The organism is Spirosoma spitsbergense DSM 19989 (assembly GCF_000374085.1).
Lineage (GTDB): Bacteria > Bacteroidota > Bacteroidia > Cytophagales > Spirosomataceae > Spirosoma > Spirosoma spitsbergense.
The window spans coordinates 35113-56882 of sequence record NZ_KB893545.1 but is presented as its reverse complement, the minus strand read 5'-3'; the positions used below and the strand labels follow the sequence as shown (position 1 = coordinate 56882).

Annotated in this window: 18 protein-coding genes; 10 read left to right on the top strand and 8 right to left on the bottom strand. The window is 52.7% G+C overall.

Annotated elements, in window-relative coordinates; all coding sequences use genetic code 11:
• Positions 1-10: 10 nt before the first annotated feature.
• Both B157_RS0115455 and B157_RS0115450 read right to left on the bottom strand, forming a co-directional pair.
• Positions 11-1363 (bottom strand): M43 family zinc metalloprotease, encoded by a 1353-nt coding sequence (locus B157_RS0115455; RefSeq protein WP_020604207.1) that lies wholly within the window; start codon positions 1361-1363, stop codon positions 11-13.
• Positions 1344-2306, bottom strand: a complete 963-nt coding sequence (locus tag B157_RS0115450; RefSeq protein ID WP_020604206.1) for a PhoH family protein — start codon at positions 2304-2306, stop codon at positions 1344-1346. The genes B157_RS0115455 and B157_RS0115450 overlap by 20 nt, the downstream gene beginning before the upstream one ends.
• Positions 2307-2666: 360 nt before the next feature.
• On the opposite strand from B157_RS0115450, the gene dnaB reads away from it, so the two are divergent.
• A complete protein-coding gene (gene dnaB, locus B157_RS0115440) occupies positions 2667-5294 on the top strand; it encodes a replicative DNA helicase (protein WP_020604204.1) in 2628 nt (875 codons plus the stop codon).
• Positions 5295-5459: 165 nt separating this feature from the next.
• On the opposite strand, the gene B157_RS0115435 is transcribed toward dnaB, so the two are convergent.
• From B157_RS0115435 to rbsK, 3 genes are read right to left on the bottom strand one after another with little or no spacing between them, the layout of a single operon-like run.
• Positions 5460-6455, bottom strand: a complete 996-nt coding sequence (locus B157_RS0115435) for a GRP family sugar transporter (RefSeq protein ID WP_020604203.1) — start codon at positions 6453-6455, stop codon at positions 5460-5462.
• Between the two features lie 12 nt (positions 6456-6467).
• Positions 6468-8021: an ADP-ribosylglycohydrolase family protein gene (locus B157_RS0115430; RefSeq protein WP_020604202.1), complete on the bottom strand. Its 1554-nt coding sequence runs from the start codon at positions 8019-8021 to the stop codon at positions 6468-6470.
• Between the two features lie 23 nt (positions 8022-8044).
• Entirely contained in the window at positions 8045-9013 is a 969-nt protein-coding gene (gene rbsK, locus B157_RS0115425; RefSeq protein ID WP_026308726.1) for a ribokinase, read from the bottom strand.
• A gap of 159 nt (positions 9014-9172) precedes the next feature.
• Here rbsK and B157_RS0115420 point away from each other — a divergent pair, with 159 nt between their 5' ends.
• The 6 genes from B157_RS0115420 (at position 9173) to B157_RS0115395 (ending at position 14335) form a co-directional block, all read left to right on the top strand.
• Positions 9173-10696: a hypothetical protein gene (locus B157_RS0115420; RefSeq protein WP_020604200.1), complete on the top strand. Its 1524-nt coding sequence runs from the start codon at positions 9173-9175 to the stop codon at positions 10694-10696.
• Positions 10697-10834: 138 nt separating this feature from the next.
• Positions 10835-11335 carry an Rrf2 family transcriptional regulator gene (locus B157_RS35465; RefSeq protein WP_020604199.1) on the top strand — a complete coding sequence of 167 codons (501 nt, stop codon included), beginning with the start codon at positions 10835-10837 and terminating at the stop codon, positions 11333-11335.
• A 53-nt stretch (positions 11336-11388) separates the two neighbouring features.
• Positions 11389-12342 (top strand): quinone oxidoreductase family protein, encoded by a 954-nt coding sequence (locus tag B157_RS0115410; RefSeq protein ID WP_020604198.1) that lies wholly within the window; start codon positions 11389-11391, stop codon positions 12340-12342.
• Positions 12343-12752: 410 nt separating this feature from the next.
• On the top strand, positions 12753-13334 hold the full coding sequence (locus tag B157_RS0115405; protein ID WP_020604197.1) for a Crp/Fnr family transcriptional regulator: 582 nt from the start codon (positions 12753-12755) through the stop codon (positions 13332-13334).
• 78 nt (positions 13335-13412) lie between these two features.
• Positions 13413-14120, top strand: coding sequence for a hypothetical protein (locus B157_RS0115400; RefSeq protein WP_020604196.1), 708 nt, complete (start codon positions 13413-13415; stop codon positions 14118-14120).
• On the top strand, positions 14117-14335 hold the full coding sequence (locus B157_RS0115395) for a hypothetical protein (protein ID WP_020604195.1): 219 nt from the start codon (positions 14117-14119) through the stop codon (positions 14333-14335). The genes B157_RS0115400 and B157_RS0115395 overlap by 4 nt, the downstream gene beginning before the upstream one ends.
• Here B157_RS0115395 and B157_RS0115390 read toward each other — a convergent pair.
• A complete protein-coding gene (locus B157_RS0115390; RefSeq protein ID WP_020604194.1) occupies positions 14314-14682 on the bottom strand; it encodes a hypothetical protein in 369 nt (122 codons plus the stop codon). The genes B157_RS0115395 and B157_RS0115390 overlap by 22 nt on opposite strands.
• A gap of 436 nt (positions 14683-15118) precedes the next feature.
• Between B157_RS0115390 and B157_RS40095 the strand changes: the two genes are divergently transcribed.
• Positions 15119-15250 carry a hypothetical protein gene (locus B157_RS40095; protein WP_281168471.1) on the top strand — a complete coding sequence of 44 codons (132 nt, stop codon included), beginning with the start codon at positions 15119-15121 and terminating at the stop codon, positions 15248-15250.
• A 298-nt stretch (positions 15251-15548) separates the two neighbouring features.
• On the opposite strand, the gene B157_RS0115385 is transcribed toward B157_RS40095, so the two are convergent.
• Together B157_RS0115385 and B157_RS0115380 are read right to left on the bottom strand one after the other, a co-directional pair.
• Positions 15549-16349, bottom strand: a complete 801-nt coding sequence (locus B157_RS0115385) for an LOG family protein (protein ID WP_020604192.1) — start codon at positions 16347-16349, stop codon at positions 15549-15551.
• 189 nt (positions 16350-16538) lie between these two features.
• Positions 16539-17750 carry a pyridoxal phosphate-dependent aminotransferase gene (locus B157_RS0115380; RefSeq protein WP_026308725.1) on the bottom strand — a complete coding sequence of 404 codons (1212 nt, stop codon included), beginning with the start codon at positions 17748-17750 and terminating at the stop codon, positions 16539-16541.
• Between the two features lie 312 nt (positions 17751-18062).
• Between B157_RS0115380 and B157_RS0115375 the strand changes: the two genes are divergently transcribed.
• On the top strand, positions 18063-20525 hold the full coding sequence (locus tag B157_RS0115375) for a DUF2339 domain-containing protein (protein ID WP_020604190.1): 2463 nt from the start codon (positions 18063-18065) through the stop codon (positions 20523-20525).
• Positions 20522-21754, top strand: a complete 1233-nt coding sequence (locus B157_RS0115370) for a hypothetical protein (protein ID WP_020604189.1) — start codon at positions 20522-20524, stop codon at positions 21752-21754. Before B157_RS0115375 ends, B157_RS0115370 begins: the two co-directional genes overlap by 4 nt.
• Positions 21755-21770 lie beyond the last annotated feature (16 nt).

Below are 21770 nucleotides of genomic sequence, written 5' to 3'. Positions count from 1 at the left end.
AACTAATTATTCACTGCACCAGCAACCGTTTGCTGACTGTTTCGCTGCCGGTTTTCACCCGGACAATATACAATCCGGGGGACAGTCCAGTTACAGGCAGTATAACTCGCGTACTTGGCACATCGGTGTAGGAAAGGGTTCGCAACTGCCGACCAGCCATATCGAGCAGACCAACGCTGAATGACTGCGTTCCTTTCAATTGCACATCGACCGCCGGATCACTGCTGGCAGGATTGGGATAGACGGCAATAGTCAGGTTCTCCGATCCGGGCAAAGAGGCACTAGTACTGACTACTTTAGCCCGGCGTGCGTTAAGCACCAATACAGCCCGCATCCGGGCTACTTGCCCGGATGTGAACATATTCATGCAGGCATCGGGCCAGTAGTTCATGTAATTCTCCATCAAATCGCGCACCTGTCCTTTCCCATCGCAGTTGGAAAAAGTTTGCCGACAGGACTGCTGCGCCGTTGACCCATCCGCCATCGGGGGCGTATCAGCTACGTAATCGTTACCACAATTCGCATCGCCCCAAGGGTGAATAAGACCCAGCCAGTGCCCGATTTCGTGCGTTACGGTGCGGCCCAGCAGATAGAGAGACCGGTTTACTGTGCCCGTTTGCCGACCAAAAACCCGGTAGTCAATGATCGACCCATCGGTCAAATCATTCGTTCTGGGAGGCAATCCTTTTAACGTGTCGGTTGCCGTTGGAAACTGCGTGTAGCCCAGATAGTTGTCCTGAATGCTGGTAACCCAGATATTCAGATACCTATCACTGGGCCAGTAAACAATCTGCGACAGCAGCAAGTCGTCATCAAAAATACTGAACGACGATTTCTGGGCATAATAATGACGGGTAATACCCGTGGTAGGCTGCCCGTTGGGATCAGCGGTAGCCAGATAAAACTCGATCTGGGCATCAGCCCCGATGGGACTGGTATTGTATCCGTTGGTACCGGGCAGACGACGGTAGTCCTCATTCAGTACTTGAATCTGAGACAAAATCTGGGCATCGGAAATGTTTACGTTATTCACACCGCCAATGGTGTTAGACGCATTATTGTGTACTACGTGTACCACGATGGGAATACGGTAGATCACGTTGGCGGCAGGCTGGCGGAGCGATTGCTGTTTCTCCAGATACTGGTCGATCTGGTTATTCAGCTCATTGAGTTGACGGAGCCGATCCGGATTGCGTTGCTGCAGGATACGCTCATGGTCCATAACGCCACAGCGGTTGACCAGGGAGTCCGGGGTAGATTGGGCGTTGGCCGCGGAGGTCAGTAAACAAATAAGTGAACCGGCCAGCCACAGCCAGCCGGTTCGTTTTTTAGTAATCAGGCTCTTATTGCCCTGCTTTATCATACGCCGTAATAATTTCCCGAACCAGGCGGTGGCGCACTACGTCACGACCATCCAGTTCCACAAAGGCAATTCCTTTGATGTTTTTCAAAATATCGACCGACTCAACCAAACCGGATTTCTGCCGGTTGGGCAGGTCAATCTGCGACCGATCGCCGGTGATGATGGCCTTCGATGTTGGTCCCATCCGGGTCAGAAACATCTTCATCTGCATGGATGTTGTGTTCTGTGCCTCGTCGAGCAGAATAAAGGCATTGTTCAGCGTGCGCCCCCGCATGTAGGCAAGGGGGGCTATCTCGATGATGCGATTTTCGGTGTAAAACTTTAGTTTCTCCGCCGGAACCATATCGTCGAGTGCATCATAAATCGGGCGCAGATAGGGATCGATTTTCTCTTTCAGATCGCCCGGCAAAAAGCCCAGATTTTCTCCGGCTTCCACCGCCGGACGCGTAATGATAATTTTCTTAACCTCTTTGTTTTTCAACGCCCGTACGGCAATAGCGACCGCCGTATAGGTTTTACCCGTTCCTGCCGGGCCAACGGCAAATACCAGGTCGTATTTTTCGGCTGCTTCTACCAGCCGTTTCTGGTTGTCGGTCCGTGCCCGAACCACCACACCCCGGTTCCCGTACACCAGCACCTCATCGTCATTAGGCACCACCGGTGGCGTGCCGTTGCCGTTAACCGGTTGGCCGCTATTGCTGATGTAGGTTTGAATGGTTTCCTGGGTTAGTTTACCGTATTTCTGATAATGCGCCATCAGCGATTCCAGGATCTCGCTGATTCGGCTGATCTCCGGCGTTGTGCCCTTAATCCGTATCTCGTTGCCACGCGAGATAATCTTGCTCATGGGAAACGCAGCCGCCACCTCTTTTATATTGTGGTTCTCTACGCCCAGAAAATCAATGAGCGATACATTGTCGAGGGTAATAACTTTTTCGACCAAACGATGAATAGTTTAACGTGTGTATTTCCGAAAAGTAAGCGATTTCTTTGCTTCTACAACGTGTTTGGTGAAAAAATTATTCCTTTCCTTATTTTCCGTGCCGGTTACTACTTTCTGGCACAAAACGGGTATTTAATGGCAATAAATATCTATCTTGCTGACACACAGTTCACTGTCAGGCTTCCGTAATTAATACGACAATTTACCCCTCTTCCGTTGCCTAAAAAAAACGTTTTTTTTTCGATGTTGTAGCAACAACATTACCAGAATGTTACGTAAATTTTCCTTGTCCTGATCGGTATACGTCGTTTTAGCGGACTTGGCTTATGGGGGATGATTGCGTAAACTTGCAGTAAGACAATGGAGAATAACGCACGCCCAAATCAACACCTTCGGAAACCATCTGCCTTTGCCGGCGGTCGTCAGCAGGCTGGTAACCACTGGCTCGATACGGGCCTTGGCAAGCTCCCTCCCCAGGCCCTCGACCTGGAAGAAGCGGTGCTGGGAGCGCTGATGATTGAGAAAGATGCCCTATCGTCGGTAGTCGATATTCTAAAGCCGGAGACATTTTACAAAGAAGCACACCAGCGAATTTATAATGCCATCCTGACGCTCTTTGGTAACTCCGACCCCATTGACTTACTAACCGTTACCAACAAACTCCGGCAAACCGGCGAAATTGAACTGGTTGGTGGCGGTGGCTTCGTAGCAGAGCTAACGTTTCGGGTCAACTCGGCGGCCAACATCGAGTACCACGCCCGGATTGTGTCGGAGCAGGCCCTCAAACGGGCACTCATCGCCATGTCGTCTACCATCCTGCGGGATGCGTACGAAGACACCACCGATGTGTTTGAACTCCTCGACCGGACGGAGCAATCGCTCTTCAAGATTTCAGAATCGAACATCAAGAAGAATTACGCCGACATGAGTACCATCGTTCGGATGGCACTCAACGAACTCGAAACCAAGAAGAACCAGGAAGGACTAACGGGTGTACCATCCGGCTTCACCAACCTGGACCGGGTAACGTCGGGCTGGCAGCCTACCGAATTGATTATTTTGGCGGCAAGGCCAGCCATGGGCAAGTGCCTCGGAAAAGGTACAAAAGTCGTCATGTTCGACGGCTCACTTCGAAAAGTAGAAGACATTCGTGAAGGTGATTTGCTGATGGGTGACGACTCAACGCCCCGCCGGGTGTTGTCTATTGCACGAGGCCGTGAGCAGATGTACTGGATACGACAAAATAAAGGCATTGACTATCGGGTTAACGAGAGCCATATATTGTCGTTGAAACGGTCACGTACCGAAGGACCACACAAAAAAGGCGACGTGCTGAACATCAGCGTCCGTGACTACCTAATAAAAGCCGACAAGTTTAAAACTAATTATAAGGGGTATAAAGTAGCGATTGAATTTCCAGTCCGGTCCGTTCCACTGGACCCGTACTTTGTTGGGTTGTGGCTGGGTGATGGTCATGCTTACAGTTCGCGTATTACCAATACCGACACCGAAGTAGTTGACTATCTCCAATCCTATGCTGATGATCTGGGCCTGAAAATGGTTACCTACCAACAGGAAAACCGTACAGCTAACTATGCTATTACGTCGGGGAAACGCGGGGGTGCCCAATGGGGAAACCGACCTTTTGTGTTTAATATTCAGGAACAGCTGAGAGGCTTGTCAGTCATCGAAAACAAGCATATCCCAACATCATACCTCATAAATTCTACTGAAAACCGGCTGAAACTGTTGGCGGGCCTGATAGACAGTGATGGCCATTATCAGGAAGCGTTCAATTGCTACGAGATTACGCAGAAGAACAAAGAACTGGCTGAACAGCTAAAGTACCTCTGTGATACACTAGGATTTAAGTGCTCACTGAAAGAAAAACAGGCCGTCATTACGTCGCGGGGTTACATTTCAACCGTGTACCGTCTGCGTATCTTCGGCAATCTGGATTCTATTCCTGTACGAATTGAGCGAAAGAAAGCACGACCACTCAAAGCCCGTGCTGATTGGCGGGTCACCGGCATTAGCGTCGAAGCTGACAAGGTGGATGATTATTACGGCTTCACCATCGACGGAAACAGTTTGTTCCTGCTCGAAGACATGACCGTAACGCATAATACAGCCTTTGTCGTTAGCGCCCTTCGCAATGCGGCCGTCGACCATGGTAAACCGGTGGCTATTTTCTCGCTGGAGATGTCGTCTGTGCAGTTGGTTAACCGACTTATTGCGGCCGAAGCGGAGATTGACTCCGAAAAAATCCGGAAAGGAACGCTGGCCCCACACGAGTGGACTCAGTTGCACCACAAAATTCAGCGGCTCACCGAAGCCCCTATTTTCATTGACGATACTCCCGCCCTATCCATTCTGGAACTACGGGCCAAGTGCCGCCGACTGAAAGCCCAGCACGATATTCAGATGGTAGTAATCGACTACCTCCAGCTTATGTCGGGCGATACGTCGGGACGGATGGGTGGTAACCGCGAACAGGAAATCGCGTCTATTTCCAGGGCACTCAAGAACCTGGCGAAAGAACTGAACGTGCCGGTTATTGCGCTGTCGCAGTTGAGCCGGGCCGTAGAAACGCGGGGGGGCGATAAGAAACCACAGCTTTCCGACTTACGGGAATCGGGGTCTATCGAGCAGGATGCCGACATGGTCTGTTTCCTGTATCGCCCGGAGTATTATAACATCACACAAGACGAAAACGGTAATTCAACGGCGGGTATTGGCGAGGTAATCATCGCTAAAAACCGGAGTGGTTCGCTCGACACCATTCAGCTTCGTTTTATCAACAAGTTCACCAAATTCTGCGACCTCGACTCCTACTTCGAACCGGTTGCCACGCAGGGCTTTGCACCCGATGTTAATGGGCTGAGCAGTTTTGAAGCACCGCCCTCGGCAGGTAGCGTATTCAAAAGCAAGGCCAATAATATGACCAATTTCGGCAACGCTGACCCGAGTCAGGAAACGCCCTTTTAAGTAAACAGGGCAGACATTTTCTCTTCAGTTTTGCAAACTGTCCGGCGTAGGACACTGATAGGCGGCTCACGGTCAACTGTGGCATAAACCGACCTTGACCGTGAGCCGCCTATTGGCACTAAGTTATGAACAGCGGGCATCCCTGAAAGCGAAGCCAATAATTTATCATCGGGCCACGATCAACAGGCCAATCCCGACAATGTAGCAGAGCAACATGCCGTTCAGCAGCGCACTAACCCCTTTAGGAGCGGCCCGAAACTCTTTCCAGACGTAGATACCCCACAGAGCCGCTACGACGGTGGCCCCCTGCCCCAGCCCGTAACTGATGGCCGGACCCGCTTTGTCGGATGCCAGAATGCTGAACGACATCCCCAGGCACCAGATCATCCCGCCCAGTACCCCCGTCAGGTGGTCGCGGCTGCTGCCCCGGAAATAGTCGGTATAGCTCACCGGTGCCCCCACAAACGGCCGACGCATGAGCAGGGTATTGAACAGCAGGTTACTGCCCAGAATACCTATCGCAAAAAAGACCACGGCGGTGTAGGGGCTGAGTTTACCGGGCTCGGGCTGCTCAAAATTCGGGAACATCGACTGGGCTACATAGCCGTAAAACAGGCCCATCAGACAGCCCGCCACCACCGACAACAGCAGGCCCTTCGTAGATAAACCAGTACTGGCAATGCTCGTTCGGCGGTAGGCCACGGCGTTCAGCAGAATGGCCACCACAATCAGCACCATCCCACTGAACAGCAGGCCCGCACTGCCCACCGGGGCGTTAAGGTAGTTAACCACCACCCCAATCACCAGCGCCAGCCCGATACCCACCGGAAAGGCCACCGACATGCCCGCAATGGCAATGGCAGCCCCCAATAGGATATTGGCCGCGTTAAAAAGTACTCCACCCCACAGCGCCGAACCCAGATTAGCCGGGTCGGCTTGCCGGATATCGGCCAGGAACGAGCGGCCACCTTCGCCCAGGCTTCCCATCGTCAGGGCCAGTACGAGCGCCAGTGCTACAATGCCCAGCACGTAATCCCAGTAGAACAACTCAAAACGCCAGCTACCGGCAGCCAGTTTCTGGGTGTTGGCCCATGATCCCCAGCACAGCATGGTAACGATACAAAACAGGACGGCCGTACCGTAGGATTCGATAATAAACATAGATCAGCGGGGTTAGTAGCGGGCCAGAATGGGTTTGTCGCTATACACGAGCAGTGCCTGTAGCCGCAGGGTGTAGTCTTTATCGGGATTCAGCACCTTGAGCCGAACGGAATGCTTGCCGGGGGTTAGCTGGTATTTCCAGGTCAATTCGTGCCGACGACGGGTGAAGCTGGCAGGCAGGGTAACCGTTTCCATCTTCTGCCCATCAACGTACACCTCCATTGTGTAGGCGAAATCGCTCTCGTAGCGACCATTCGTCTGGTTTTTGGGCGTCGCCTGACCTATGACAGCGAAGCCGTTTCCCTCGAAACTGGCGGTGTATTCGTCAGTCAGGTCTTTGTTGATGCCACGCTTCTCAATTGGAAAATGACCGGCAAAGCTTTGTTCGAGCCGGACGGGTTTGGGAGTTTGTAGCGCAATGGTCACTTTATCGCCGGTCACCTTGCCGCCGTTGCGTTCAATTACCTGAAGCGCGTGCTTCATCCCGATACCGTACACATCGTTGAGCGACATGGTGGTGTATTTGAAGTCGATATCTTCGGCTTCTTTCAGGCCCAGCTTCCAGTAAGCCGGAATTTTGTCGTAGCCCAGCATGGTACCCAGAATCCCGCCCGCCGACGATGGATTACAGTCGGAATCCTGCCCGGTACGGGTGCTGATCTGCATGGTTTTGGTGTAGTCCCCCTGGCCGTAGAGCAGGCCCATGACAATGTAGGCCGCGTTTACTTTCGCATCAATGTTAAAGGTAGCAAACACCCCTTCCGGACAACCTATATCGTCCGACCACTTGCGCTGCACCTCAAACCAGGTGCGTTTCCAGTCGTTCGGGTACTGATCGTGCCACTTGATAACATCGGCAATGCACTGGTAAAAAGTGCTCTGGGCGGGAACGGTTTTCAGCCCCTCGCGTACAATGTAATTCACATCATCGCTGACGAAGGCCAGCGCGTACATAGCTCCCACATACACCCCACCATACCAACCATCGCCGTAGTTCATGATATGCCCGATAGGGTCGCCGATCTGCACGGCCGTATTGGGCATACCGGGCGCCATCAGCCCCGAAAAATCAGCTTCGATCTGAAAATCAATGTCGTCGGCATGGGGGTTGTTAAGCCAGTGACCCGACTCCGGGGCTTTCATCCCGTTGAGAATGTTGTAGCGACCCGCCTGGTTGGCGTGCCAGAGCATATAGTCAGCTTTGGCAAAAGCGTTGGCGTGTTCACTCACGGGTGCATCGAGGCCCTTTTTCTCGAACACATCCACAAACGTCAGGTCCATATACAGGTCGTCGTACAGGCCAAAATTCTCGACCATCGTTTTCTTGATGTAGCCGTCATACCAGGGAATAGGCTGATACTCGTTGATCATGGTCCCGTTGAACCGGAATTCGGTGGGGCCGCCAAACGTAACGCCAATCACCTGACCGGCCCAGCCTCCTTTAATCTTGTCCTGGAGTTTGGCTTTGCCCATCGTGACCGTAGCGGGCGGATTCAGGTTCGGTCGGGGCGCGGGAATAAAAGCCAGCAACGCCAGCAGAGGGAGCACTAAGTAACTTCGTTTCATTGGTTTTATTCGGAGAGTAGGATTCAGTTGGACAATAAGGGTAAGGCCTCGACTTCGTGGCGGTGGGGGAGTGATGCCTGCGCGCCCATGCGGGTAACGGAAATAGAAGCGGCTTTGCAGGCGAAGGCCACGGCCTCAAACAGACGTTGCCCTTCGGCTAAGGCCACCGCCAGGGCCCCGTTGAAACAGTCGCCGGCGGCCGTGGTATCAACCGCCGTTACGGGCGGGGCCGTCACCAGTTTCGTTTCTGCGCCGGAGTCTGTAGACACGTAGGCCCCACGTGAGCCGAGGGTAATAACCACATTGGGTACGCCCGCATCGTGCAGAGACCGGGCGGCCTGCCGGGCGGTGGTTTCGTCGGTAACGCGGATGCCGGTGAGCAGTTCGGCTTCGGTTTCGTTGGGCGTAATGGCGTACAGGCACGCCAGCACAGCGGGGTCAATGACCTGCGCCGGAGCCGGGTTCAGTACCACTCGCATACCCTTTTCGTGGCACGCCCGGATGGCATAGGTCACGGTTGGCATGGGCGATTCCAACTGAAGCAGCACCACCGTATTGCTGGGTTCGGCAATCGAAGCCAGGGCATTGGCTACCTGAGACTGATTCAGCCGGGCATTGGCCCCGGAGGCCACCATGATGCAGTTCTCGCCCCCCCCGTCTACCCCAATCAGGGCCACGCCCGAGGGTTCGTCGGCATCGGTCGTAATAAAATCACCCCGTATACCCTCGCGCTCGAACTGCTGGCGGGCCTGTCGGCCAAACACATCATTACCCACGTTGGCCACAAACGTGATGACGGTAGCCTCCTGCTGCCCGGAGCCGGGCAGTGGAGTTGCCAACCGGGCAGCAGCCACGGCCTGATTGGCCCCTTTGCCACCAGGATTCATTAGAAACGTGCCACCAATCACCGTTTCGCCGGGGGCGGGCAACTTGTCGGCTTTGATTACCATGTCGGTATTAGAGCTACCGATTACGCATACAGAAGAGCCCATACAGGATCAGGAATAGTTTAGAACAAACCTATTAAATTTTTGCATTCAACAAAGGCCTGTTTTTCAATCAGTAGCTATTTCTATTTGCGTTAATTTAGAGAAATAATAGCTTTTCAGGAGCAAAACACATTATTAATCAAAAATTTTAGCTATTCCTACATGACCATTGATGTATTGTATCCACTTGTTCAGTCGCTGACTAAATCCGAAAAACGGTACTGTCGGTTACTGGCCAGCCGACAGGCAGGCGACAAGCCGAACCGCACTGGCGGACCGGCGGACCGAGGCTTTCTGCGGCTGTTCGACTGCCTGTTGCGCCACGAAACAACGGGCGATACCCTGTCGACCGACCTGGCCCAGCAGTTTCCCGGTGCCACCCTCGAACCCGCCCGTAAGTACCTCTACCGGGTACTTATGCAGAGCCTGCGCCAGTTCGAGCAGGACAAACGGGTGGACGTCCGCATTGCGCAACTCCTGCAGGACAGCCAGATTCTATACGAGCGGGGGCTGGTGAAGGCCAGCCAGGAACAGTTGGAAAAAGCACAGTCGCTGGCCGGGCAGTACGAGCGCGGCCTGTATGGGGTGCTGGCCGCCCGGCAGCAGGTGGAGCAGTGGGTGCGTCTACAGTTCGATGGTGTAGATGAGCCGACGCTGGCCAGCCTGCACGCCCGCATTACGCAGGAGAGTGAACGCAGCCAGACAGCCCTGCACCATGCCGCCCTGTATGAAACCCTGCTGCACCGTTACCGGACTCGGGGTATGGTGGGCACCCCATCGGATACACTGCGACTCAACGACCTGCTGCTGGAAGAGCACCGGTTGCTGAACCGGCAGAACCGAACTGGTCCACCAATGCGGTCGTTTACCATGCAACAGCAGCACCTGCATTTTCAATCGGCCTATTTCCGCATGATTGGCGACGGGGCAGGTAGTTTGCGGGTGTACCGCGAACTGGACGATCTCTTTCAGCATAACTCCACTCTATGGGCCGAACAGCCGCTGTATTACGTCCAGCTGCTGGAAGGCATTCTGACCGACCTTCGGCTGCTGAAACAGTACGACGAGATACCTTTTTTCATTGAGCGGCTCCGGCTGATCGACACCCCGGTGCAGGGCCTGAATCGGACGGTACCCTATTCCGTTCTATACTATTCCATGCTGTCTGCCATCGATCAGGGTCAATACGCTGATGCCGCTACCCTCCGGCAAACCCACCTCGCCGACAATCCCGCTTTTGAGCGCGGACTGGCTCCGCTTGCCCTGCCCGTCCGCACCGAATTCGAACTGCTGCTGGTGCGGCTCGACGTTGGGCTGGGGAACGTATCGGCAGCTTTACAACGGCTCAACCGGGTGCTGGCGGGGTCGGTCCGCTCACTTCCGGGAATGCTCGCTACGCAAATCCGACTGACGAACCTACTGCTCCACGCCCGCCTGGGCAATGCCGACTACCTGAGCTATGCCCTGCGCTCGGCCGAGCGGAAACTAAAAGCCAGCGCGCATTCCCTGACCGGGGAACGGCTCACGCTGGACGTGCTGCGCGCGTGGCTAACTGGTCGGTTGGGGACGGATGCGGTAGCCCGTATCGACGGGTTTACCGGTAGTCCCGCCGATCATCAACTGCTGGTCAATCTGGATTTACGCCCCTGGGTGATGGCTGTACGGCAGGCAGGAGCCTTGGGATAAGTGTGCCGGTTCAGTTCATATCGTTTAACGACGTTACAACCTGCTCATGAACAGCCTTTTGTGTTTTTTTCATATTGAACACCTAATTGAAACTATTTTTGTTACAATACGATTTTATCAGCAATCAACCACCGCAGTATGAACAGCAATTTCCTGACGGCGATTCACATCATGACTTATCTGGCTTACCCCGGCAACGCAGGGGCACCGGCCGAATATGTCATTAAATTCGTGCGTTACGCGGGCAATGTAAACGCGCTGGTCACCTCCGACGAAATGGCCGGGGTTCTCGATACCAACCCGGTCGTTGTCAGGCGGTTGCTGGCTCAGTTGCGCACGGCCGGCCTGGTGGCCTCCCTGCGGGGTAAAACCGGCGGGTACCAACTGGAACGGCCCGCAGCCAGCATATCATTACTCGACGTATTTCTGGCAGTTGAAGGCGACCGGGTGGATTTTTTCGCCCTGGCCCAGCGCGATAACCGGCCGGGCTGCGGTCCCATTGCCAACAGCATTCAACAGACCCTGCACCCGATTTTCGCCCAGTCGCTCGATATTCTCAAGCAGAGTCTGAGCCGCCATTCCATTGCCGAGGTACTGAATCAATCCCTCGACCGGCTCCGAAACAGTTGTGCTCCCTAAAATTTTACCTGATAATGTAACAAAAAAAGTTCTAATTAAAACCAGATTGACTCATGAAAGCAGTTCAGTTTACCGAGCACGGCGAAGCCGATGTATTGCAGTTGGTTGATGTACCAGCACCCGAACCGAAGGCCGGTGAGGTATTGATTAAGGTTGCCGCTGCCGGGGTCAATTACGCCGATATCCTGCAACGAAAGGGCACCTATCCCCTCCCCGTCACCCTACCCTACGTGGCGGGTTACGAAGTGGCCGGTCGGGTAGAAAGTCTGGGCGAAGGCGTCACGAACCTGAGCGTAGGGCAACGGGTGATGGCCATGGTACCGAGTGGTGGCTATGCCGAATACGCTGTGGCCTCAGCGGCTCAGGCTATTTTGTTGCCCGATGGATTGGGCGACGCCGAAGCCACCGCCCTACTGGTACAGGGACTGACAGCCATGGGCCTGTTCCGTACGGGTCACTACGATTCGTTGCTGGTGCTGGCAGCTGCGGGGGGTGTTGGCTCAGTGCTGGTACAGATTGGTAAGAATGAAGGCAGACAAGTGATTGCGGCTGTGGGCAGCGACGACAAGAAACAGCAGGCGCTGGACCTGGGAGCCGATGTGGCCGTGAGTTACGGGAACGCCGATGCCGACTGGGTGCAGCAGGTGCGCGACGCCACCAATGGAAAGGGAGTCTCGGCCTCGTTTGACGCGATTGGTGGACAAGTAGGCGCGGATGCACTCAAAACCCTGGCCTTCGGCGGAACGGGGGTCGTTTTCGGCGCGGCCAGTGGTGAACCAACCATGCTGGCCGCCCAGCAGCTGGTGGGTCAGCTACAGGGGCTGCGCGGCTATTCGCTCTTTGGCGAAACGGCGAAATTTGGCGAGTATGCAGGGCAATTGTTTGGTTACCTGCAGGCGGGAAAACTCAAACTGCCCCTGCAAACTTATTCGATTGACGATGTACAGACCGCCCACCGCGACATGGAGTCGCGCCGGACGCAGGGTAAAGTAGCATTACTTTTCTAAGCAAACGCCCAGGGGGTCGTTTCTGCCAGCGCTAGCTGAAACGATCCCCTAAGCATCAGACCGATTACCGCCCCCAGCGCCCGCTGCCAGCGATCTGTCTGGTGCTGGATGTAATACGCCAGATTAAAGCCCGTTACGGTCTGGTTTTCGTCGACAAAATAGTCCGAATGAACCAGCCCCTACTGGCCACTGGCGGCTCCGTACACGACCATGGTGCCATCCGCAGTCAGGCAGTCAATCACGTTGGCCCAGAAGCGCGGCTTTTAGCTTCAAATCGCTCACTCAACCAGCTTTTAATCTGTTTGAAGAAAGCAAATTTTGGCCAATCAAACCTCGTCAACCACTAGTATAACGATGCCGGATTACGTTATTTGTACCTTGCTGTCGACAACCATGTCGGCACAGACACCATGACCAAAGAAGCACTCATCGCGTTCATCCAGAGCAACATACCCATTTCCGGACCGGCATTAGCCCATATCGTGGCGCATTTCGACGAGCGGGTGCTGGCGAAGAACGAATTTTTTCTCCGCGAAGGAACCATCAGCAACGAGTACCTGTATCTGGAATCGGGTTGCATGCGGGCCTTTACCCACGACACGGATGGCAACGAAGTCAGCATCTTTTTCTACGCCAGCAATACCTGCGTCTTTGAAGTTTCGTCGCTGTTCATGCGTCGGATCTCAACCGAAAACATACAGGCACTGACCCCCTGCCGTGGCTATTCCATCTCGTTCGATACGCTGAATACGCTGTTCCATTCCTCTCCCGAATTTCGTGAATTTGGCCGCATGATGCTGGTTAAAGCGTTTGCGGCCTTCAAACAGCGGTCGCTGGAGTTGATCAACAAAAGTGCCGAAGCCCGGTACGCCAACTTACTGGCGACCCAACGAGAAGTGATGCAGTACGCGCCCCTGAAACATATTGCCTCCTACCTTGGCATTACCGACTCATCGCTGAGCCGCATTCGCAAGGAGTTTTCGAGAAAATGAGCGTTCATTTCTTGCCATTTATCAAGTAGTCCCGCCCGGCTGGTCTGTTCCTTTGCAGAGTCATAAACAACCATCGCCATGGCACAATTACCGCTCTACATCTACCTCGTTTTCGGACTTACCGTACTGGTGTCCGTCTGGCTATTTTACCGCGCCACTCCCCACACCCGCCCGTTTTTAGCTGGTCTCCTGATCTGGATTATCATTCAGTCGGTGCTGGGTCTTTCCGGTTTTTACACGGCTGTTGACCCCGCACCTCCCCGCTTTCCGTTTCTGCTGCTGCCACCCGTGCTAACCATCGTTACGCTGTTCAACACCACTACCGGAAAACGCTTTGTCGATAGCCTCGACGGCAAACGGCTGACACTTTTCCACGTGATCCGCATCCCGGTCGAACTGGTTCTGTTCTGGCTGTTTACCCACCGGGCCATTCCCGAACTGATGACGTTTGAAGGCCGGAATTTTGATATTCTTTCCGGTCTGACGGCCCCGCTGGTTTATTATTGGGGGTTCGCTAAAGGGCGGGTACACAAGTCGCTGCTGCTCGCCTGGAATTTCATCTGCCTGGCCTTAGTCGTGAACGTAGCCATCAACGGGTTGCTAGCGGCCCCGACCCCATTCCAGCAATTCGCTTTCGGGCAGCCTAACATTGCCATTGGCTATTTTCCGTTTAATCTGCTCCCCGCCTGTCTGGTTCCCTTAGTTGTACTAGCTCACTTGGCATCTATCCGGCAACTGCTGGCCACAAAACCCATTGCCCGGACGCTTATGCCAGTACAATCATGAACGCGATTACCTCCGCCACCGGAAAAACCGGCTACGCAACTACCGTCGAGTTACCAGCGGTAGATGCTCAATCAGGTCTCGACGACCCGGTCTGTTTTTCGCGCCTGTGCCCGCCCAGTATCGAAAAGCCGAAGAAGTTCAGGCGAAACGGTGGTGGACCCAACCGAATATGGGAGGTTTACAGGGCACCGGATCAACTGAGCACCAATGCCTGACTTTCGGCCTCTTCCTCATCCAGTTCAGCCATTTGGGCTACCTGCCGGTCGATGTTCAGTAATCGTAGTACCAGCAGGGCGAATAGCAGCATACCGACGAATGAAAAAAACGTCAGCTCCCAACTGGCATTTTCTTTAATGGATCCAATCAGCGTGGCCCCAACCATCGAACCAAGCGCGCCGATTGTCATGTAAAAGGTAAACTGACTGGCCGAAATCAGTTTTGAGCAGCACTGCATGGCAATGGCATACACACCAATCTTTGCGAAAGCGTTCAGCCACCGATAAACGATAATAAAGCCGTAAATAAATGCCGTTTCAGTCCAATATGTTTTCAGGAAAACCAACCCGGTAACGATGGTTACAATGAGCAGAGCCGAGTTCCGGGCAAAACGCTCCAGGCGGTTATCGGTATAATTGTCGATACCGGTGCGGTCCGTGACATTCAGCCAGGGTGTGGGGGTAATATCGAGTTCCGGCGTACCGATAATCCGTTTTTCGTCATATCATTGATTGAAAAATGAACGGAATTCCCCGTGGGAATTCCTCCTACTACCAGGTGTGTATATGTATTATTTCCCTATCGATCAAAATACGCATACGGGTAGTATCAATGGCCAAACGCAGAAGCATCTGCCTATTTCCATGGTCAAATACCGCTGATGGATTACCTGGTTACCAACCGGCCTGTCTCCGGCGAATCGGGCTCAGGAATTTGGGGGGTAATGCCCGGACAGGACGCGATTTATTTCTGCGGAATCTGTTACTCCAGCGCGAGCCGGTTTGGTCGATACCAGGTCCGAAGACCCCGCCGATCTGGCGCAGAAGTTGGTGAGTACACGTTCCAGGGCCCACATCACTGGCCTGGCGGTCCCCATCCGAAAAGGCAGGCAGGACGAAATCATTCGGGCGTAGCAGCAGGCAGCACTGGCGACAAATGACCGTCTGGATGCCAGCTAACAAACTGGTTTAGGCCACTTTTTGGTCTGCCGGTTTAAAATTGACCAGGCTGATGGGGGTCGGTTGAGCCGGACACCCGACTAGAGCGTTATGCGTGCAAAAAACCGGGTAACGCTCAAACATAAGTCCGTGCGCTATAGCGTGAAAAGCTACATTTCACGGATTACTTTCAACAGTTTCAACCGTTCGACCATACATGCAAAGACCCTCAATGGCCAGCCATTGAGGGTCTTTGCGTTTCGATCCTTCAAAATCAGAAATTTGGTTTCAACAGGTACTTATTGTAGAACTCGTCGATGACCTTGACGGCCTCGGTAGGCGTATCGACAATGCTGATGAGTTTCATGTCTTCCTCATTGATGTTATGCTGCTCGCCCAGCATAACATTGGTAATCCAGTCGATCAGGCCCTGCCAGTATTGCCGACCAACGAGTACGATAGGGAAGCGGGCAATTTTTCGGGTCTGAATCAGCGTCATAGCCTCAAACAACTCATCCAGCGTACCCATGCCGCCGGGCATCACCACGAAGCCCTGCGCGTATTTAACGAACATCACTTTGCGGACAAAAAAGAAATCAAAGTTGATGCTCTTATCGGGGTCAATATAGATGTTGCTATGTTGCTCGAAGGGTAGTTTTATGTTCAACCCAACTGATTTCCCCCCCTGCTCAAAGGCTCCTTTGTTGCCCGCTTCCATAATACCCGGTCCGCCACCGGTAATAACGCCGTAGCCATGCCGCACAAGTTTGGCAGCAATTTCTTCGGTCATTTTATAGTATGGATTATCGGGTTTGGTACGGGCCGACCCAAAAATAGAGACGCAGGGTCCAATTTTGGCCAGTTTATCGAATCCTTCTACAAACTCGGCCATTACCTTGAAGATAACCCAGGAGTCGGCCGTTTTTATTTCGTTCCAGTCATGATCCTGGAACGCATCTTTAATCCGTTGTTCGTCGGGGGTTAGGAGTAACTCGTCGCGCCGGGGTAGATCATTGGCAATGCGTTCGGTGCTCTGCGTTTCTGAGCGATGAACATTTTCTTTTGTTTCTTCCATGTATATACTAAAAAAAGGCAGTGGGCGCGATACGTACTCACCGGGTAAACACTAAGACAATCCGTCCTATCTGCGTCAAAACAGCGTTATCTCTCTGCCGATTCTATTTTTTGCAGGGCGGAACGTAGTAACGAATACACGAAGAAAAACGTTTCAGAAACAGGATAACGTTATACCGTACAGCCTGTTTTACTTTCGCCGACTCTCCAGAAAGTGCTCGATTCGGTCCATGGCCACGGTCAGTTCATCGACGTTAGGCAGACAGACGATGCGGAAGTGATCATTCTGAATGTAGTTGAAGCCATTGCCTGCTACCACCAGAACCTTCTGTTCCGTTAGAAGATTGAGCACAAAATCGTCGTCATCGACCAGATTGAACTGGCCTAGGTCAATTTTCGGGAAAATATACAGCGCGCCCCTGGGCTTTACGCACGTGATCCCCGGAATGGCCGTCATACGCTCGTAGGCCAGCATTATTTGTTTGTGTAGCCGACCCGCGGGCATCACCAGATCATTAATACTCTGATAACCACCTAGGGCGGTCTGGATGGCGTACTGCGTCGGCACATTGGCACAAAGCCGCATACTGGCCAGCAACGTCAGCCCTTCTATGTACGATTTGGCCCGGTGACGTGCCCCGCTCAAAATCATCCATCCTCCCCTGAAACCAGCAGCCCGGTAGTTTTTGGACAAGCCTCCCATCGTAATACAGAGCGTATCCGAAATCATTTTAGCGATTGGGTAATGAATAGCCTCGTCATAGACGATACGGTCGTAAATCTCATCAGAAAAAACGATGAGTTTATGCCGCTCAGCCAGTTTGGCAATACCTTCCAGCACGGCTTTATTATACACCGCTCCGGTCGGGTTATTCGGATTAATGACGACAATAGCGCGGGTTCGGGCCGTTATTTTCCGTTCCAGATCGGCCAGATCGGGATTCCAGTCGGCCGCTTCATCACAAACATAGTGAACGGGTTTTCCTCCGCAGAAAGCCACGGAAGCCGTCCAGAGCGGATAATCGGGTGAAGGCACCAGCACTTCGTCACCTTCGTTGAGCAGCGCCTGCATAGACAGCATAATCAACTCGCTGACGCCGTTGCCGATGTAGATGTCGTTGATTTCGACCCCCGGCAAACCAATGTTCTGCGTGTGGTGCATTACTGCCTTCCGGGCCGAAAACAGCCCCCGCGAATCGGAATAACCCTGCGCATTGCGAATGTTCAGGATGATGTCATGAACGATTTCGTCGGGTGCATCGAAGCCAAACGTAGCGGGATTCCCAATGTTCAGACTGATTATTTTATATCCCTGGCTTTCCAGTTCAAGTGATTTTTCGTAGATGGGGCCACGAATGTCATACTTCAGGTATTGCAGTCGATCACTTTTGCGTATTTCCATGGCAGGCACTAGTAACTCGTCGGTTTCTTCTACGAAGGCTGATTCCATGCCGCAAAAGTACGGAACTGCCGGGATAAGTTGGGGATAGTAAATACACCATCGCACAAAACATCGGCATCATTCCCCCCTCTCTTCCTCCGAATGGGCTGCGCGATTTCCGTACCGGATAAAACCGGAACAGAGGCTTTATTGGCAGAAAGCGGGCTGGTTTACCCATTAATAAATAGGTTATTATAAACCTGTCCCATTTTCGCATATTTGCCCGTCACGTTTACCTAAGCTCTTAAAAACCTGTCACTTAGCCACTGCATCATGGAAATTACCCTACTGGTCATTGTACTTATTCTGGTCCTTATCGGGAACAACCGATTCAACGCGGTTAAAGAAGCCGTTAACCTCCAGCATTCTATTATCAGTCAACTACGGGCCGACTTACTGGCTTTTCAGAAGGAGTTGCGTTCCGGAGCTACTCCTCCCCCTGTATCCGAACAGCCTGTTACCATCATTACGGAACAGGAACTGGTAGCGGAGCCCATGCCTCCCATTAGTTCTCCCGTTTCGGAAACGGAGCCGGAACCCGTGCTGATGGAGTCGATCAGCCCCGTGGCTGAGCCGGAGCCAGTCCACGCCCCTGCTCCACAACCGATGATTCCGGCCCCGCCGAAGCCATCCTACTTCCAGCGTTTTCTGGCTGAGAATCCGGATCTGGAAAAATTTATTGGCGAAAACCTGATCAATAAGATCGGTATCATAATCCTGGTGGCCGGTATTGGCTACTTCGTCAAGTTTGCCATCGACCAGAACTGGATCAACGAAATTGGCCGCGTGTTGATTGGTGTACTGGCGGGCGGGCTATTGCTGGTGCTGGCGCACCGCCTTCGGACCACTTTCACGGCTTTTAGTTCGGTACTGGTAGCGGGGGGGCTGTCGGTGCTATATTTTACCATCGCCATTGCTTTTTCTGATTACAAAATTTTCAGTCAAACGGCAGCTTTTCTGCTCATGGTCGTTATTACGGGTTTTGCCATACTGCTGTCCATTGCCTACAACCGCGTCGCACTGGCCGTTATGTCACTTATCGGCGGATTTTCCACTCCGTTCATGGTCAGCACCGGGGAGGGGAATTATATCGTGCTGTTCAGCTATCTGCTCATTTTAGACAGCGGGATGCTGATACTTGCTTATTTCAAGAAGTGGCATCTGGTCCATTGGGTGGCTTACGGCTTTACGATATTACTCTATGGCACCTGGCTCGGTACCGAAGTATTGAATACGCCACAGCCCCCCTATGCCGGAGCATTGCTGTTTGCAACGGGGTTTTATGTTGTTTTCATGGCCATGAATCTGATCTACAACCTTAAAAATCAACTGAAATTTTCGGCGATCGAAATCACCTTGCTCCTGAGCAATACAGCTTTTTATTTCGCTGCCGGTATGCTCGTTCTGGCAAAAGTCAATCAGGGAGCCTGGCAGGGATTGTTTACAGCCGGATTAGCCGTGGTCAATTTTGGCATTGCCGTCCTGCTCTACCGTCGACAGGCGGTTGACCGAACGCTGATTTACTTACTCATTGGTCTGGTCATTACTTTTATTAGTCTGACTATTCCAGTGCAGTTGGATGGTAATTTTATTACTATGTTCTGGGCACTGGAAGCGGTGTTACTGCTCTGGCTGGCACAGCGGTCGGGGCTGCATCTGCTGGCAGCAGGGTCCGTTCTGGTACTGGGCCTGATGCTCATTAGCCTAGTAATGGACTGGTCGGATCTGTACATTACCGGGCTCATTCCGTCCCTACCCCTTATCCTTAATAAAGCGTTTGTTACCAGTACGATTGCCATAGTCGGATTAATCCTGACCTTTCGACTTCTCCGCAGCCAGCAGGCACCTTTCCAATTTTGGATTGGCCAGTTAACCGTACCCGTTTATCGACGTATCGTCGGCTATCTGATGGTTATCGTCGCCTATTTTGCCGGTTACAACGAAGTTGATTATCAGGCTACGGTTGCCTATGGATATGGGGCCAACAGCACCATTATACAGGGAGCCTATCAATTGACATTTACCCTCGTGCTGCTGCTAATTATCCGGCGTTATGCGGTTCGAAGCTGGTTGATTCAGGCAATTATATTCAGCGTTTTTGTCATACTATTCTATATAACCCTGTTCGACCCGGCATTGCATGAACTATTGCAGGCTTACTTCACCGGAAATGAGCCTGCAATAGCGGGTTTTTACATCCATTACGTTAGTCTGGCGGGTATGGTCGGTCTATTGCTTCTCCTTCCTGCACTCAAACCTGCACTTGAACCACTATCACCATTCATAAGGCAGGCCTGGCCCTGGTTTCTGGGCTTTATAGTAGTGTATACAGCCAGTTCAGAGTTGTTTTCGCACGTGGTTTATTTTCAGTTTTCGGGAAGTTCAGTACCCAGTTTACCGGGCCAAAAAGCAATTTTTTCGGCCCGGTACGATGCCCTGACGGAACAAATCGCCAAAGTAGGACTTCCCATTTTGTGGGGTGTTTGCGCGTTTGCCTTCATGTACACTGGTCTTACCCGCCGAAACCGCCAGTTCCGTATTTTATCGCTCAGTTTATTCGCGCTGACGCTGGTAAAGCTGTTTTTCTACGACCTTGAGGGTATTTCGGAAGGGGGGCGAATTGCCGCGTTTATTTCACTGGGCGCATTGCTGCTGATCATTTCGTTCATGTATCAGCGCATCAAACGCCTGATTCTTGACAACAATACGCTACCACCTGCTACCGACGAGCTATGACTAAACTCCTCTCTTTACTGACCGCCTTCTGGCTGATTTCACTTGTAAGTCGGGCGCAGTCGTTCCGGTTTCGGGCCAGCGTCGATACCGTTCAGCAATCGGGGTTCCAGCGGATTCTGCTACCACCCGATGTACTGGGCCGATTGAATAGCAACCTGACCGATATTCGGCTGTACGATAATCAGGAACAGGAAGTGCCGTATCTGCTCACGCGGCAGCAACCCACCCTGACGGCTCCTTTTATTGATTATGAGATCATTAGCCAAAAATCGCAGCCTAATGTAGCCACAACGCTGATTATACGAAACCAAACCAACGACCGCATCAATTCGCTGGGGATTATCCTGAAAAATACGAATGTGGGTAAAAAAGCCCGGCTGAGCGGGAGCGCCGATGCCCGGAACTGGTACGCCATCGACAATGCTATCTGGCTAGGCCCTGCACAGACCAGCCAAAACACAACCGACACGAAACTGCTCCACTTCCCACTGAGCGATTATGGGTATTACCGACTGGAAATCAATGATTCGCTGAGTGCCCCGCTGAACATTTTAAAGGTGGGCAATTATAGACCAACGACTATAGCCGGTACCTACTCGGTTATTACAGACCTGCGCATTTCGCAGCGGGACAGTAGCGATAAGCACACGTATATTCACCTGACCCGCAACAACCCCGCCCGGTTCGATAAATTGACGCTTTGGATCCCGTCAGCCACCCCTTTTCGTCGGCGGGCCGAAGTCGGTCTGTTTGTTATCCAACGATCAAAACGCGGCCGTAAAACCAGTCGGTTTGAGGTAGTCCATTCGTTTGACCTGCGTTCTGCAGATAGCAATGTAGTGTATTTACCCGGCATGAAAGCAAAAGAGCTGTACATCGTTATTGCCAATAAAGACAGCCCACCACTCCCGGTCGGCGATGTCCGGGCCTACCAGCTAACAGCTTACCTGCTGGCGAATCTGACGGCAGATAAAGCCTACCATGTCGGTTTTTCGTCGGATAACATTCCCGCACCCGCGTATGACCTGACCCCGTTCAGGGCAAATCTGCCCGCCAACCTGCCCATTATTGGTACCAATCGCGTAACGAATTATCTGGTTACTGACTACACCGGGGTTATTTTACGACCTGGTAATCTGCTCATCTGGCTCGCGTTGGGTATTGTGCTGATCGTACTCGGTTTTTTATCGTACCGAATGCTGCGGGACATGGGTAAATTACCTTCGTAGGAATCCTTATTAGTTC